Below are 15,815 nucleotides of genomic sequence, written 5' to 3'. Positions count from 1 at the left end.
GTGTCAGCTCGCGCAACCGGGCAGGACGATGACGCCCTGCCCGGAGGGATGCCTGCGGATCAGACGCTGTTCAGCGGTCCCGCGGCCAGCACGCTGCCGGTCGGCGCGCCGGTGGGCGAGCCGCCCGGCGGTTCGTCGCTGATCGCGAGGGTCGCGCCGGCCAGGACCGGGCGCAGCGGCTCGGGCACGGTCAGTGTCACGCTGTCCTCGTCGGGCAGGACGCCCAGCGACACCGGCGCGCTCGCCCCCGGCGCGATCAGCCAGAGTTCCAGCACGCGGCCCGGCGGCACCTCGCCCGCGCTGCGGTTGACCACCAGCGCCGCCTCGTCGGGGTGATAGCCCGCGCGCAGCACGAAGGGGCTGTCCGCCGACTCCATGTCGGCGATGTAGATGGCGGGCGAGAGGCCGAACAGCGTCTCGCGGTTCAGCGCGACGAACACGCCCACCACGACCGCCGCCACAGCGGCGATGCCGGCAAGGCGGCCCCAGAACCGGCTGGCCCGCGGCTGCGCCGGACGCTCGGCCCGCGGCGCGGCGGCGATGGCCTGCTCCAGCCGGCGGCGCAGGGCGGCGGGGGGCGCCACCTCGGCGACCTCGGCGGCCAGGGCGGCGAAGCTCTCGGTCCACAGGGCGACGCGCTGGCGCAACCCGCCCTCGACCTCCAGCCGCGCCTCGAAGGCGGCACGCTCGGCAGGGTCGAGCAGGTGCAGGACGTATTCGCCAGCCCGCACGTCGTCGTCCCGCTCCTCTTCGCTCTCGCCGCTCATCGTGTCAGGCACTCTTTCAGTTTCTGCAGGCTCCGGCGCAGCCAGGTCCGCATGGTGTTCAGGGGCACGCCGTAGTTCTCGGCAAGCTCCTGGTAGGTCAGTCCCTCAAGGTAGGCGCCCTTGACGGCACCGGCCTTGTCGGTCTCCAGCTCGCCCAGGCACCGATGCACCTGCGCGCTTTCCGAGGACGCGACGGCGGCGGCCTCGGGGGTGGGGCCGTGGTCGGGCACTTCCGTCACCACGTCCAGATCCTCGGCCTTGACCCGGCGGGCCCTCAGCCGGTCGATCGCGCCGTTGCGGGCGACCGTGATCAGCCAGGTCATCGGGCTGAACCCGTTCGCGCGGTAGCGGTCGGCGTTGCGCCAGATCTTGAGGAACACCTCCTGGAGCACATCCTCCGCCTCGGCCCTGTCCTTCAACACACGCAGGCAGATGCCGTATAGTTTCGCGCTGGTATGATCGTAGAGCGAAAGGAAGGCGGTCCGGTCACCGTCGGCGGTGCCCAGGATCAGCCGTTCGATCTCCTGCGGTGTGCTCATCCAATTCCCCCCGGTTTCTTCAGGTTAGAGCAAACCCGGCGCGACTTGACCAGTTCCAACTGCGCAAAACCGCGATTCGTCCCCTTGCACGCATCAAGGATATGTTGCACCACCGTGCGCGTTGACCGGCACGGCCGGTGAACCGATGCCCCGGGAAGGATGACACGATGGCCGACGGAACGATCGACATTCACGCGAAACCCACCGAAGACATCGACCTGCGCGAGACCTTCGGGATCGACAGCGACATGCACGTCCGTGGCTTCGCCGAGCGCTCCGATCGCGTGCCCGACCTCGACTCGACCTACAAGTTCGACCCCGACACGACGCTGGCGATCCTCGCGGGCTTCGCCCACAACCGCCGGGTGATGATCCAGGGCTACCACGGCACCGGCAAGTCGACCCATATCGAACAGGTCGCGGCGCGGCTCAACTGGCCCTGCGTGCGGGTGAACCTCGACAGCCACATCAGCCGGATCGACCTGATCGGCAAGGACGCGATCAAGCTGAAGAACGGCGTGCAGGTGACGGAGTTCCAGGAAGGCATCCTGCCCTGGGCGCTCAGGAATCCGACCGCCATCGTCTTCGACGAATACGACGCGGGCCGCGCCGACGTGATGTTCGTGATCCAGCGGGTGCTGGAGGTCGACGGCAAGCTGACGCTCCTGGACCAGAACCAGGTGATCACGCCGAACCCGTACTTCCGCCTCTTCGCCACGGCCAATACAGTCGGCCTCGGCGATACCACCGGCCTCTACCACGGCACCCAGCAGATCAACCAGGGCCAGATGGACCGCTGGTCGCTGGTGGCGACGCTGAACTACCTCTCGCACGATGCCGAGGTCGCCATCGTCCTGTCCAAGGTGCCCTCGTTCAACACCGAGAAGGGCCGCAGGACCATCAGCCAGATGGTGACGGTGGCCGACCTGACCCGCACCGCCTTCATGAACGGGGACCTGTCCACCGTGATGTCGCCGCGCACGGTGATCGCCTGGGGCCAGAACGCCAACATCTTCCGCGACATCGGCTATGCCTTCCGGGTGACCTTCCTGAACAAGTGCGACGAGTTGGAGCGCGAGACGGTGGCCGAGTTCTACCAGCGCTGCTTCGACGAGGAGCTGCCGGAAAGCGCCGCGAGCGCCAGCCGCCGCTGATCCCCGAAATACGGTGCCGACCGGCCCGCGCAGGCGGGCCGACCGGCGACGGACCCGGCCTCAGGCCGGTTTCTTGCTGCCGATGTTGACGGTCTTCGCGGCCTGCGCGGCCAGCTTCTCCTTCTTCGGCTTCTTCGCTTCCTTGTTGGGTTTGCGGTTGTCGCCCTTGCCCATGGTCTTCCCTCCCGGCACGGCCGGAGAGACCGCTTCACGGTCCTGCCCCGGCACGACGATACTGTGAATCAGGGTTGCCCGGACCCGATCGGCCGGGACGATGACTCGGCCCCTGCCCCGGACGGCGCCGGACGCGGGGGCGTGGCCGAAGGATACCGGCGCCACCATGCCCCGACAAGCGCCATCGCAAGGCCCAGTGCGGTGCTTCCCACGCTGGCGGACGGGGGAACCGGCCGTTCCCTGCCGGAACGCCTGACGCAGCGGCAATTTTCTGCGCAAAAGAGAGGCATTCCGCCGCACCCCACACCCTGATCCCATTACTTTCAGTAACTTACACGGCCGTAAACGTCCGCGATGACCTCCGGGAACCAAACGATCCGACGGCCGGTTGTGCATGCAAAGGTGGACAGCGCCCTTGATTTGCGAGCGGAGCGCCCACCCAACCCAACTGGAGACTCACGATGAACAGCTTCATGAAATCCGCGAGCCGTCTGACCCTCATCGCCGCCCTGGCGGCTTCCCCGGCCGCGCTCTATGCGCAGACCGCCAACACCGACAGCGACGCGGCGAAAACCGAGGAACTGTCGGGCACCGAAGCCACCAACAAGGTCGGCTCGGAAGTGCCGAAGATGACCGCCGAGGGTGACGCCAGCGCCGAGGCCACGACCGACAGCAGCACGTCGGGCGACACGATGGCCCAGGGCGACGCCGCCGCCACCACCGACAGCGATGCGTCGAAAGACACGATGGCGCAGGGCGATGCCGCCGCGACGACCGACAGCAACGCGTCGGGCGACACCATGGCGCAAGGCGATGCCGCCGCCACCGACGACACCAAGTCGGATGACACCATGGCCCAGGGCGATGCCGCCGCGACGTCGAACGACACCACGTCCTCCGACACCAACATGGCGCAGGACAGCACCGCCCCCGACGCGACCACGTCGAATGACACCATGGCGCAGGGCACGGCGGATCCCGCCGCCTCGACCACCGCGACCGAGCCGGCCGCGACCGAGAACACCGACATGGCCGCGGGCGAAGAGCAGGCCAAGCCGGTCGAAGGCCAGATCACCATGCAGGGCGAGAACACCGTGCTGGCGAAGAACCTTCTCGGCAGCAACGTCTACTCGACCGCGGATGAATCGATCGGCGAGATCAACGACCTGATCGTGAACCTCGACGGCAAGGTGGACGGCGTCGTGATCGGCGTGGGCGGCTTCCTCGGCCTTGGCGAGAAGGACGTGGCCGTCGAGATGTCGAGCCTCTCGGTCACCACCGCCGACAACGGCGACACCCGCCTCGTCACCTCGGCGACCCGCGACGACCTGGAAGCCGCGCCGGAGTTCGTGACCAAGGAGCAGCAGGACAGCGCCCAGCGGTCGATGGAGAACTCCAGCGCCATGGACAACTCGAATGCGGCCGGCAGCGACGCCACCGCTCCGAAGAACTGATCCAGCGTTCCCCGGAATTGCAGGAAGTCATTTAACGAGTGTCGGGCGGCCCCTTGCGGGGTCGCCCTTTTTGTATCGGCCGCGCCCCTTGCCCCGGCAGGGCCGCAGTGCTTTATCTGACCCATGAGCAAGCCCAGCGACAACCCCGCCGACCCGTTCAAGAAGGCCTTGGCCGAGGCGACCAAGGTCATGGCGAACGACCCCGAGATGACGGTCACCTACTCGGTCGACCCGCCGGGGATGAGCAACGAGTCGGTGCGCCTGCCCCAGATCAGCCGCCGCCTGAACCGCGACGAGGTGCTGCTGGCCCGCGGCACCGCCGACGCCTATGCGCTGCGCCGCCGCCACCACGACGCCGCCACCTTCAATCGCTACGCGCCCCAGGGCCAGATGGCCCGCGACCTCTACGAGGCGATGGAGGAAGCCCGCTGCGAGGCGGTGGGCGCGCGTACCATGCCAGGCACCGCGGGCAACATCGACGCCAAGATCGCCAACGAGGCGATGAAGAAGGGCTATGCCCAAGTGACGAAGGCCGCCGATGCCCCGATGTCGGTCGCCGCGGGCTACATGATCCGCCACCTCGCCACCGGCCGCCCCCTGCCCGAGGGCGCGTCGAACATCATGGAGCTGTGGCGCGGCTTCTTCGAGGAGAAGGCGGGCGGCACGCTGGAGGGGTTGCAGGGCAAGCTCGCCAACCAGGCCGATTTCGCCCGCTTCGCCCGCCAGATCATCGAGGATCTCGGATACGGCGACCAGCTGGGCGACGATCCGGACATGGAGGATCCCGAGGACGACGAGGCGGCCCAGGAGGACAGCGACGACCCCGAGAACGCCGACAGCCAGGGCGACGACCAGGACGACAGCGAGGACAGCGAGGCCTCGCCCGACCAGTCCCAGGAGCAGACCGAGGATCCCTCGCAGGCCACCGTCACCATGGACGACATGGCCGACACCGAGATGGGCGACGAGGCCGAGCTGCCCGACGGCGAAGCGCCGATGGAGCCGCCGCCACCGGCGCCCCCGTCCGCGGCCGATCCGAACTACCGCGTCTACAACGACAGGCACGACGAGGAAATCCGCGCCGAGGACCTGGCCGAGCCGGCCGAGCTGGAACGCCTGCGCGCCTACCTCGACCAGCAACTCGAACCCCTGAAGGGCGCCGTGGGGCGGCTGGCGAACAAGCTGCAGCGCCGCCTCCAGGCGCAGCAGTCCCGCAGCTGGGAGTTCGACCTGGAGGAAGGCACGCTGGACGCCGGCCGCCTTGCCCGGGTCGTCGCCAACCCGACCACGCCGCTTTCCTTCAAGGTCGAGCGCGACACCGAATTCCGCGACACCGTGGTGACGCTGCTGCTCGACAACTCGGGCTCCATGCGCGGCCGCCCGATCAGCATCGCCGCGATCTGCGCCGACGTGCTGGCGCGGACGCTGGAGCGCTGCCAGGTCAAGGTCGAGATCCTGGGCTTCACCACCCGCGCCTGGAAGGGCGGACAGGCGCGCGAGGCATGGCTGGCCGACGGGCGTCCCCAGGCTCCGGGGCGGCTCAACGACCTGCGCCACATCATCTACAAGAGCGCCGACGCCCCTTGGCGGCGGGCCCGCACGAACCTCGGGCTGATGATGAAGGAGGGCCTGCTGAAGGAGAACATCGACGGCGAGGCCCTGGAATGGGCGCACCGCCGGATCTCGCACCGGCCCGAGTCGCGCCGGATCCTGATGGTGATCCCCGACGGCGCGCCGGTGGACGACAGCACCCTGTCGGTGAACCCGGCCAACTACCTTGAAAAACACCTGCGCGACGTGATCGCCATGGTCGAGCGGAAGAAGGCGGTGGAGCTTCTGGCCATCGGCATCGGCCACGACGTGACGCGCTACTACCACCGCGCGGTGACGATCACCGATGTCGAACAGCTGGCCGGCGCGATGACGGAACAGCTCGCCTCGCTGTTCGACAGCGATCCCCGGGCGCGGGCCCGTGTCGTGGGGATGAAGCGGGCAAGCTGAGCGCGGGCGCAGGGCCGCGGATTATCAGGGGTTTCCGGCAGCAAAGAGCCACAGGCGCGGGGAAGGGTCGGGCATGTTCCAGAGTTTCGAGGCAAGCACCTCTCCGGACCAGGGGCCGCCGCGGCTTGCGGCCCTGCGCCAGGCGATGGCGGCGGAGGGGCTGGACGGCTTCCTCGTCCCCCGCGCCGACGCGCACCAGGGCGAATACGTCGCCCCTTGCGACGAGAAGCTGGCCTGGCTGACCGGCTTTACCGGCTCGGCCGGGTTCTGTGCCGTGCTGAAGGACATCGCCGGGGTCTTCGTCGACGGCCGCTACCGGGTGCAGGTGCGCGCGCAGGTGGCGGACGAATTCACACCTGTGAACTGGCCGGAGACCAAAGCCGGACCCTGGCTGGCAGAGCATCTGCCCGCGGGCGGGCGCCTGGGCTTCGACCCCTGGCTGCACACCGCGGGCGAGATCGAGACGCTGCGCACCGCGCTGGAAAGGAGCGGCGTGGAACTGGTGCCCTCGCGCAACCTGGTGGACGCGATCTGGGAAGACCGCCCCGCCCCGCCGCAGGGCCGCGCCACCGTGTTTCCGGAAACCGTCGCGGGCCGAAGCCATGGCGACAAGCGGGCGGCGATGGCCGAGGTGCTGAAGGGCGCCGGGCAGACGACGGCGGTGCTGACGCTGCCGGATTCGGTCTGCTGGCTGCTGAACATCCGCGGCGCCGACCTGCCGAAGATCCCGGTGGTCCAGTGCTTCGCCCTGCTCGGCGACGACGGCGCCGTGTCGGTCTTCGCCGACCCGGCGAAGTTCGAGGGGCTCGAGGATCATCTGGGCGCGGAGGTCCGCATCTTCCCCGTGGCGGCCTTCGAGGGCGCGCTTTCGACCCTCGGCGGGCCGGTCAGGGTGGACAAGGCGACGGCGCCGCTCGCCGTCTCGCGGATCCTGGAGGAGGCGGGCGTCGCCATCGCCTGGGACGCCGATCCCTGCATCCTCGCCAAGGCGCGCAAGACCCCGGCCGAGATCGCGGCGACCCGCGAGGCGCATCTGAGGGACGGCGCGGCGATGTGCGCCTTCCTCCACTGGCTCGACCAGCAGGGCGAGGAGATCGCGGAGCGCGGCAAGCGCGTCACCGAGACCGAGGTGGTGCGCGCGCTGGAAGGCTTCCGCCGTGCCACCAACGCGCTGAAGGACATCAGCTTCGACACCATCGCGGGCTCGGGCCCCAACGCCGCCATCGTGCATTACCGCGTGACCACCGGCACCGACCGGGCGCTTCAAGCGGGCGAGCTGATGCTGGTCGATTCGGGCGGGCAGTACGAGGACGGCACCACCGACATCACCCGCACCATCGCCATCGGCCAGCCGACCGACGAGCACCGCGCCTGCTATACCCGCGTGCTGCAGGGCATGATCGCCGTCAGCCGGGCCCGCTGGCCGAAGGGTCTGGCGGGGCGCGACCTGGACGCGCTGGCGCGGTTTCCGCTCTGGACCGCCGGACTGGACTACGACCACGGGACGGGGCACGGCGTCGGCGTCTACCTCTCGGTCCACGAGGGGCCGCAACGGATCAGCCGGATCAGCGATGTGCCGCTGGAGCCGGGGATGATCCTGAGCAACGAGCCCGGCTATTACCGGGAGGGCGCCTTCGGGATCCGGATCGAGAACCTCGTCGCCGTGGAGGAGGCCGCGCCTATCGAGGGCGGGGACGACCGCGCGATGCTGGCCTTCCGCACCCTGACCTTCGCGCCGCTGGACCGACGCCTGATCGACACCGCGCTTCTGTCGCCGCAGGAGCGCGCCTGGATCGACGGCTATCACGCCGAGGTGGCCGAGCGGCTGAAGGACCGGGTCGGCGCGGAGGTGCGCGACTGGCTGTTGCGCGCGACCGCGCCGATCTGACATGGTCCTGTCACGCGCGCCCTGCTAGGCTCGCGGTTCCATAATGGTGCGGGGAGGCAAGGTATGGCGGAGATCAAGATCCGGGAGCTGGGTTCGACGTGGGTCGTGCGCGCGGGCGGCGCCGTCATCGGCGAGACCACGCGCGCGCTGGAACTGAGCGAGGGCGACCTTGCCCCGGTGATCTATTTCCCGCGCGAGGACATCGCGATGGCCTTCCTCGAGAAATCGCCATCGTCCACCCACTGCCCACACAAGGGCGACGCCTCCTACTACTCGGTGCAGACCAAGAGCGAGCTGATCCGCGACGCCGCCTGGAGCTACGAGACGCCGAAGGACGGCGCGAAGGAGATCGCCGGGCACCTCGCCTTCTACTCGAACAAGGTGACGGTCGAGCAGGTCTGAACCCGGCCCCCCGGCGGGCGGTCAGAAGGCCGCCTGCTCCATCGCCCGCGCAAGCTCGTGATGGGCGGTGCGGGCCATCGAGCGGAAGACGAGGATCCGGAGGGTCTCGGGGGCGATCCGGGTGATGCTGGCGCTCATGTGGCCCAGCAGGGTGCGCGCCGTCGCGCCTTCGGGGAAGACGCGGGGGCGCAGGTCCACCGGGCAGATCCGGGCCAGCACCCGGTCGACGTTCGGCCCCGAAAGGTCGAACATCGCCCAGGCGTCGGACTGGTCGGTGACGGCGGCCCCGTCGAGCGCGGGCACCGCGCCGAGGACCAGCGCCTGCTCCCGCCCTGCCCAGATCGCCCAGGTCTCGCCGTTGCGCGCGGTGCGGCCCGGCTGCGGGAAGCCGGTGCCGAGGGCCTGCTCCATGGCCTCCGACACCGCCGCGCCCTGCCCCTTCAGCGGCATCACCAGCGCCATCGGCACCGGCGCCGCCTCGGCCAGCCGCCAGCCGCCGATCTCGACCGCGCCAAGCCCCGCGGCGGGGGTGGTTTCCTGAAGTCTAGCCACGCAGCCGCCCTCCCTCGGGGTCGAAGGCGACGGGATCGGAGACCACGCACAGCGTCTCGACCCCGCGCAGATGGTCCACCATCCTCAGCCGCTCGCCCATGCGGGCCCTGCCGTTCCTGAGGAACCCGAGCGCCAGCGCGTGCCCGAGCGCGGGCGAATGACCGACCGAGGTCAGGTAGCCCTGCTGGTGGTCGCTGTCGGCCGGCGCGTCCTCGGCGAACAGGAAGGCCCCCGCGGTGAAGCGGCCATCCCGCCGCACGGGCCGCAGGCCGACCATCTGCTCGCGCGCCTCGCCCAGAAGGCCGGGACGTGCCGCCATGGTCTTGCCGATGCAGTCCTTGGCCGGCGCGATCATCCGGTCCATGCCGATGTCGAAGGCGGTGGTGCGGCCGTGGATCTCGGCGTGGGTGATATGGCCCTTCTCGAGCCGCAGCACGTTCAGCGCCTCCATCCCGTAGGCCCCGCCCTCCAGCGCCTCGGCCTCGGCCACCAGCAGGCGGAACAGGCTTTCGCCGTACCGGGCGGGGACCGCCACCTCGTAGGCGTGCTCGCCCGAGAAGGAGATGCGGAACAGCCGCCCCGCCACCCCCGCCACCGTCACCGCGCCGCAGGCCATGTAGGGGAAGCTGTCGTTGTCGACGGGCGTCTCCAGCAGCCGGTTCACCAGCTGCCGCGACCGCGGCCCGGCGACGGCGAACTGCGCCCACTGCTCGGTCACCGAGCAGAACCGCACGTCCAGCTCCGGCCGCAGCACCTGCTGCACGAAGTCGAGATGCTTCATCACCGCGCCCGCCGCCGCGGTGGTCGTCGTCATCACGAAATGCCGGGGGCCAAGCCGCGCGGTGGTGCCGTCGTCCATGACATGCCCGTCCTCGCGCAGCATCAGGCCATAGCGGACGCGGCCCTCCTTCAGGGTGCTGAAGGTGTTGGTATAGACGAAATCGAGGAACGCCCCCGCGTCGGGCCCCTGGAGGTCGATCTTGCCGAGGGTCGAGACGTCGCAGACCCCCACCGTGGTGCGCACCATCGTCGCCTCGCGGTCGCAGGCCTCGCGCCATGTCGCCTCGCCCGCCTTCGGGAAATACGAGGGGCGGTACCAGAGCCCCGCCTCGACCATCGGCGCGCCCATCCGGCGGCTCTGCGCGTCCGACGTGGTGAACCGCTGCGGCGCGAAGCCCGCCCCTTGCGCCCCCGCGCCCATGGCGGCGATGGAGACGGGGGTATAGGGCGGGCGGAAGGTGGTCGTCCCGGTCTCGGGAATGCCGCGGCCCGTCGCATCGGCCAGCACCGCCAGCGCATTGACGTTGCTCCCCTTTCCCTGGTCCGTCGCCATGCCTTGCGTGGTGTAGCGCTTCATGTGCTCGACCGAACGTAAGTTCTCCTGCGCGGCGAGCCTCACGTCCTTCACGGTGACATCGTTCTGCAGGTCGAGCCAGGCGCGCCCCTTGCCCGGCACCAGCCAGTGCGGGGCGATGACGTAGGGCGCATCCTCGGCCTCGGGGATCTCCGGCAGCGCGGCGTCGATGCCGATTTCGCCGAGCGCCGCCGCCGCCCCTTCCGCTCCGCCCGTCAGCGCGTCGCGGGTCGAGAACACGCCCGCCGCCGCCCCCGCGACGCTCAGTCCCGGCACCGCGCCCTTGGGGGGCACGAAGGCGGCGATGGACTCGTCCCACACCGGCCGAGCGTTCATGTGGCAGGTGAGGTGCACCGCCGGGTTCCAGCCGCCCGAGACGGCCAGCACGTCGGTGCGGACGTGGCGGATGCGATCGCCCTGCCGCACCGTCACCTCCTCCAGCCCCAGTCGCCCAGAGGTGCCGATCACCTCCGCCCCCGCAAGGACCGGCCAATCGGCATCGGTGGCGATGCCGAGGCGGGTGTCGATCACCGCGGCGATCCGCACCCCCGCCGCCGCCAGGTCGCGCGCCGTGCGGTGGGCGTCGTCGTTGTTGCAGAACAGGGCCACCGACCGCCCCGGCACCACGCCGTAGCGGTGGAGGAAGCTGCGCACCGCCCCCGCGACCATGATCCCCGGCCGGTCGTTGTCGCGGAAGGCGATGGAGCGCTCGAGCGCCCCGGCTGAGAGCAGGGCACGCCGCGCGACGATCCGCCAGAAGGTCTCGGGCACCCGCGCGCCCGGCGCGCCCCGCTGCAGGGCGCCGTAGGTGCCGCCGTCATAGGCGCCGGTCACGGTGGTGCGCGCCATGCGCCGCACGTTCGGCAGGGCGTCGAGCTCGGCCACCGCCTGCGCCACCCAGTCCGCGCCCGGGAGGCCGCCCACCGCGCAGTCCTCGTCCAGCAGCCGCCCTCCGGGACGCACCTGCTCGTCCAGCAGCATGACATCGGCCCCGGCCCGCCCCGCGGTCAGCGCCGCCATGAGCCCCGCGGGCCCGGCGCCGATCACGAGAAGGTCGCAGAAGGCGAAGGCGCGGCTGCTGTCGTCGCGCGCCGCTTCGCCCGAGAGCGCCCCGAGCCCCGCGGCACGGCGGATCAGCGGCTCGAACAGCTTCTCCCAGAGGCCGGGCCGCCCCATGAAGGTCTTGTAGTAGAAGCCCGCCGACAGGAACGGCCAGGCGACATCGTTCACCTCCATCGCGTCCCAGGCCAGCGACGGCCAGCGGTTCTGGCTCCGGACCTCAAGCCCCTCGGAGATCTCCTGCACCGTCGCCCGCACGTTCGGCACCTGCGCCGCGCCCCGCCCGACGGTCACCAGCGCGTTCGGCTCGTCCGACCCGGCCGTCACGACGCCGCGCGGCCGGTGATACTTGAACGACCGCCCCATCAGCCTGACGCCGTTGGCCAGCAGCGCCGACGCCACTGTGTCGCCCTCGATCCCCTCGACGACCCTGCCGTCGAAGGTGAAGCGCACCTTTCGCGCCGGATCGCCCGGACCCTTCCCCGCGATCCTCATTGGGCCGCCAGCTCCACGGTGTGGACCGCGTGGCTCACCGTGTCCCGCGTGACCACCAGCCAGGCGCCGCAGCCCGAGACATGATACCAGAGGTCCCGCGTCTCGCCCGCCGGGTTCTCGCGGAGATGAACATAGTCGTCCCACGCCGCCTCCCCCGAGTCGGGCGCAGGCCGGTGGGCCAGCACCGCCGCGCCGGTGTAGGAGAACTCGCGGATGTCCCGCTCTCCGCACAGGGGACACCGAAGTCTCACGCGGCACCGCCGATCATGCGCAAACGTGCGTCCATCTTTGCTTCACAAATATCCCGGGGGTCTGGCCGAAGCTTGCCTTCGGCAAGACGGCAGAGCCGCGGTCCCGCACCCTCGTCCCGCGCATCGCCGGTCGTTTCAGTGCAGGTTGTGCTGCGCACCGGTCCCCTCCTCGTCCATCAGGCCGCGGCCGGTGCGGAACCGGTCCAGACGGAACTTCGCCGCCGATGCGTGGGGCCCGTCCTGCGCGATCAGGTGGGCGAAGGCGAAGCCCGAGCCCGGCACCGCCTTGAAGCCACCGTAGCACCAGCCGCAATCGATGTAGAGCCCGTCGATGCCCGTCCGGTCGATGATCGGCGAGCCGTCGGGGGTCATGTCCATGATCCCGCCCCAGGAGCGCAGGACCTTCGCCTTGCCGATCACCGGCATCAGCGTCATCGCCGCCTCCATCACGTGCTCCTTCATCGGCAGGTTGCCCCGTGCGGCGTAGGAGGCGTAGAAGTCGAGGTCGCCGCCGAAGACGAGGCCGCCCTTGTCGGACTGCGAGATGTAGAAATGGCCCATGCCGAAGCTGACGACATGGTCGATCACCGGCTTCAGCCCCTCGGTGACGAAGGCCTGGAGGATGTGGCTCTCGATCGGCAGCCGCATGCCCGCCATGGCCGCCACCTGGCCCGAGCGGCCGGCCACCACAATTCCGACCTTCTTCGCCCGGATCACCCCTCGGGACGTGCGGACGCCTTGCACTTTTCCGCCATTGACGTCGATGCCCGTCACCTCGCAGTTCTGGACCAGGTCGACGCCCCGGCCGTCGGCGCCGCGGGCATAGCCCCAGGCGACGGCATCGTGGCGGGCGGTGCCGCCGCGGGGGTGGAGGAGGCCGCCGTAGATCGGGAAGCGGACGTTGTCGAAGTCGAGGTAGGGGAGGTGTTTGCGCACGCCCTCGCGGTCGAGCAGCACCGCGTCGTCGCCGCGGTTGATCATGGCGTTGCCGCGGCGCGCGAAGGCGTCGCGCTGGCCGTCGGAGTGGAACAGGTTGATGAGCCCCCGCTGGGAGTGCATCACGTTGTAGTTCAGGTCGGTCTCGAGCCCTTCCCAGAGCTTGAGGGAATGGCTGTAGAACTCTGAATTCCCCGGCAGAAAGTAGTTCGCGCGCACGATGGTGGTGTTCCGCCCCACGTTGCCGCCGCCGATATAGCCCTTCTCCAGCACGGCGACGTTCGTGAGCCCGTGCTCCTTCGCGAGGTAGTAGGCGGTGGAGAGACCGTGACCGCCGCCGCCGATGATGACGATGTCGTATTCGGATTTCGGGGCGGGATCGCGCCAGACGGGTTTCCAGCCGCGGTTGCCGGTCAGGCCTTCCTTCAGGATCCTCAGGGCCGAGTATCGCACGCCGTGTCTCCGCTGCTTCACCGGCACCCTAGCGCGGGCGCAGGGGCGCTTCCATCGCCGTTTGCGACATCGGATGTCGGGTCTGCACCGGCACTTCAGGCGGCGTAGGCGGCGGCCTTCGCGGCGGGGTCGATCACCTTCGGGGCGACCACCGGCGTGCCGTCGGCGGTGAAGAAGGGGGAGATCCGGGCGGTTCCGTCGGCGTAGGACGCGGCGGAGCGCATCAGGAGACCGCCCAGCATCCGCACGAGTCCCCTGTCCTTTTTCGGGGCGCCGGGTTCCTTCAGGGCCATCTTCGTGAAGCCCAGGGTGACGACGGGTCCGAGGGCGGCGGGATCGGCGAACAGGGGCACCCAGAGGCCCGCGAGCGGGACCTTCGGCGTGCCGACGGTGTTGGCGAGCGGCGTGTTGCAGCAGGCGGCGTACCAGCGGTGCAGGCCCTTGGGCGACAGGCGCAGGCAGGCGACGAGTTCGGCGCCCTTCGTGATCCCGATCTTCGCCGGCAGCGCCTGGAACAGCTGGCTTCCCCCGCCGGGCGTCAGCCTGTCGGCGACGCCCATGTGGCGGGCGAAGGCGCGGCAGTCGGCGCAGTAGCAGATCAGGTGGCAGCCGCTTCGCGGAGAGGCGTCGTGCAGCACGCCCGCAAGGCTGCCGCAGCGGCAGGAAAAGGCAAGATCCCTCGGCATGGCGACTCTCTCCGGTGCGGGAAGACACCGGAGAGAGTAGCGTTGCGGGCGGGGGCCGCGCAATCGGCGCTGTAGTGCGCCCTCAGAGGCCCTTGGCGCGGTAGGAGGCGGCGACGCGGCCGATCGAGACGAGATAGGCAGCGGTCCTCAGGTCGTCGACGCCCTCGCGTTCGTGCCAGACCTCCTGCATCGCCTGGTAGGCGGCGCGCATGGTGTCGTCTAGGCCCGAGCGCACCAGCTCCAGCTCCCCTGCCCCGCGGAGGTACTTCTCCTTGAAGCCGGGCGAGAGGGTCCAGCCGAGGTCGCGATCGCGGGACAGGCGCTCCAGCTCGTCGATCAGCAGCTCGTGGCGCGATTCCTCCTGGCGGCGCTGCATCCGGCCGAAGCGGATGTGCGACAGGTTCTTGACCCATTCGAAATACGAGACGGTGACGCCGCCCGCGTTGGCGAACATGTCGGGGACGATCACCGTGCCCTTCTGGCGCAGGATCTCGTCGGCGCCCGCCGTGACCGGTCCGTTCGCCGCCTCGACCACCAGCGGCGCCTGGATGCGGGCCGCGTTGTCGAGGTTGATGACCCCTTCGAGCGCCGCGGGGATCAGGATGTCGCACTCGGCTTCCAGCACCGCCGCGCCGTTCTCGGTGTAGGTGGCGTTGGGATAGCCCTGCACGCCGCCGTGACCGGCGATCCAGGCGCGCACGTCCTCGACATCCAGCCCGGTGTTCGAGGTCAGGGCGCCGTCGCGTTCGATGATCGCGACGATGCGGGCGCCATCCTCCTCGGAGAGGAACTTGGCGGCGTGGTAGCCGACGTTGCCGAGGCCCTGCACGATGATCCGCTTGCCGTCGAGCTTGCCCGAGAGCTTCGCGCGGGCCACGTCGCCCGGGTGGCGGAAGAACTCGCGCAGCGCGTACTGCACGCCGCGCCCCGTCGCCTCGACCCGGCCCTGGATGCCGCCGCCGTTGATCGGCTTGCCGGTGACGCAGGCGCGGGCGTTGATGTCGGTGGTGTTCATCCGAGCGTACTGGTCGGCGATCCAGGCCATCTCGCGCTCGCCCGTGCCCATGTCGGGGGCCGGGACGTTCTGGCTGGGATTGATGAGGTCGCGCTTGATCAGCTCGTAGGCGAAGCGGCGGGTGATCCGCTCCAGCTCGTCCTCGTCATAGGCGCGGGGGTCGATGCAGAGGCCGCCCTTGGAGCCGCCGAAGGGGGTTTCGACCAGCGCGCACTTGTAGGTCATCAGCGCCGCCAGCGCCTCGACCTCGTCCTGGCTGACGCCGAGGGAGAAGCGGATGCCGCCCTTGACGGGCTCCATGTGCTCGGAATGGACCGAGCGGTAGCCGGTGAAGGTCTGGATGCCGCCGCGCAGCCGCACCCCGAAGCGCACCGTGTAGGTCGCGTTGCAGACACGGATCTTCTCTTCGAGGCCCGGGCTCAGGTCCATCAGGGCGACCGCCCTGTTGAACATCAGATCCACGGACTCGCGGAAACTCGGTTCCCGGTGCTGGTTCGTCATCCTGCCCTCCCTAGCAAGGCGCGGGATCGGAAAGGCCCCGATCCTGCCACGATTCGACTTAAATCACGCCTCGTTCCGCGCGACCACCTCGCGCGATCGATTCGTTCGCGCTCAGGAAGATGCCGGGGATGCGC

Annotated in this window: 13 protein-coding genes; 5 read left to right on the top strand and 8 right to left on the bottom strand. The window is 69.9% G+C overall.

Annotated elements, in window-relative coordinates; genetic code table 11:
• Positions 1-59 precede the first annotated feature (59 nt).
• A complete protein-coding gene (locus tag A7B20_RS09155) occupies positions 60-779 on the bottom strand; it encodes an anti-sigma factor (RefSeq protein ID WP_172960985.1) in 720 nt (239 codons plus the stop codon).
• Positions 764-1,306, bottom strand: a complete 543-nt coding sequence (locus A7B20_RS09150) for a sigma-70 family RNA polymerase sigma factor (protein WP_102108271.1) — start codon at positions 1,304-1,306, stop codon at positions 764-766. Before A7B20_RS09150 ends, A7B20_RS09155 begins: the two co-directional genes overlap by 16 nt.
• A gap of 167 nt (positions 1,307-1,473) precedes the next feature.
• Between A7B20_RS09150 and cobS the strand changes: the two genes are divergently transcribed.
• From cobS to A7B20_RS09125, 5 genes are all read left to right on the top strand, one after another.
• Entirely contained in the window at positions 1,474-2,460 is a 987-nt protein-coding gene (gene cobS, locus A7B20_RS09145) for a cobaltochelatase subunit CobS (protein ID WP_102108270.1), read from the top strand.
• A gap of 635 nt (positions 2,461-3,095) precedes the next feature.
• On the top strand, positions 3,096-4,088 hold the full coding sequence (locus A7B20_RS09140; protein WP_102108269.1) for a PRC-barrel domain-containing protein: 993 nt from the start codon (positions 3,096-3,098) through the stop codon (positions 4,086-4,088).
• 123 nt (positions 4,089-4,211) lie between these two features.
• Positions 4,212-6,089, top strand: a complete 1,878-nt coding sequence (gene cobT, locus A7B20_RS09135; RefSeq protein WP_102108268.1) for a cobaltochelatase subunit CobT — start codon at positions 4,212-4,214, stop codon at positions 6,087-6,089.
• Between the two features lie 73 nt (positions 6,090-6,162).
• Positions 6,163-7,977 carry an aminopeptidase P family protein gene (locus tag A7B20_RS09130; RefSeq protein WP_102108267.1) on the top strand — a complete coding sequence of 605 codons (1,815 nt, stop codon included), beginning with the start codon at positions 6,163-6,165 and terminating at the stop codon, positions 7,975-7,977.
• A 63-nt stretch (positions 7,978-8,040) separates the two neighbouring features.
• Complete coding sequence (locus tag A7B20_RS09125; RefSeq protein WP_102108266.1) at positions 8,041-8,379, top strand: DUF427 domain-containing protein; 339 nt, start codon at positions 8,041-8,043, stop codon at positions 8,377-8,379.
• Positions 8,380-8,400: 21 nt separating this feature from the next.
• On the opposite strand, the gene A7B20_RS09120 is transcribed toward A7B20_RS09125, so the two are convergent.
• From A7B20_RS09120 to A7B20_RS09095, 6 genes are all read right to left on the bottom strand, one after another.
• Complete coding sequence (locus A7B20_RS09120; RefSeq protein WP_102108265.1) at positions 8,401-8,931, bottom strand: sarcosine oxidase subunit gamma; 531 nt, start codon at positions 8,929-8,931, stop codon at positions 8,401-8,403.
• Entirely contained in the window at positions 8,924-11,839 is a 2,916-nt protein-coding gene (locus A7B20_RS09115) for a sarcosine oxidase subunit alpha family protein (protein ID WP_102108264.1), read from the bottom strand. Before A7B20_RS09115 ends, A7B20_RS09120 begins: the two co-directional genes overlap by 8 nt.
• Complete coding sequence (locus A7B20_RS09110) at positions 11,836-12,090, bottom strand: sarcosine oxidase subunit delta (protein WP_102108263.1); 255 nt, start codon at positions 12,088-12,090, stop codon at positions 11,836-11,838. Before A7B20_RS09110 ends, A7B20_RS09115 begins: the two co-directional genes overlap by 4 nt.
• 135 nt (positions 12,091-12,225) lie before the next feature.
• Positions 12,226-13,479: a sarcosine oxidase subunit beta family protein gene (locus A7B20_RS09105; protein ID WP_102108262.1), complete on the bottom strand. Its 1,254-nt coding sequence runs from the start codon at positions 13,477-13,479 to the stop codon at positions 12,226-12,228.
• A gap of 95 nt (positions 13,480-13,574) precedes the next feature.
• Positions 13,575-14,165, bottom strand: a complete 591-nt coding sequence (locus A7B20_RS09100) for a DUF6151 family protein (RefSeq protein ID WP_102108261.1) — start codon at positions 14,163-14,165, stop codon at positions 13,575-13,577.
• A gap of 82 nt (positions 14,166-14,247) precedes the next feature.
• Complete coding sequence (locus tag A7B20_RS09095; RefSeq protein ID WP_102108260.1) at positions 14,248-15,681, bottom strand: Glu/Leu/Phe/Val family dehydrogenase; 1,434 nt, start codon at positions 15,679-15,681, stop codon at positions 14,248-14,250.
• Between the last annotated feature and the right edge of the window lie 134 nt (positions 15,682-15,815).

The sequence above is a fragment of the Oceaniglobus roseus genome, from assembly GCF_002869745.1.
Classification (GTDB): domain Bacteria; phylum Pseudomonadota; class Alphaproteobacteria; order Rhodobacterales; family Rhodobacteraceae; genus Oceaniglobus; species Oceaniglobus roseus.
This window is presented reverse-complemented; position numbering and strand designations above follow the sequence as displayed.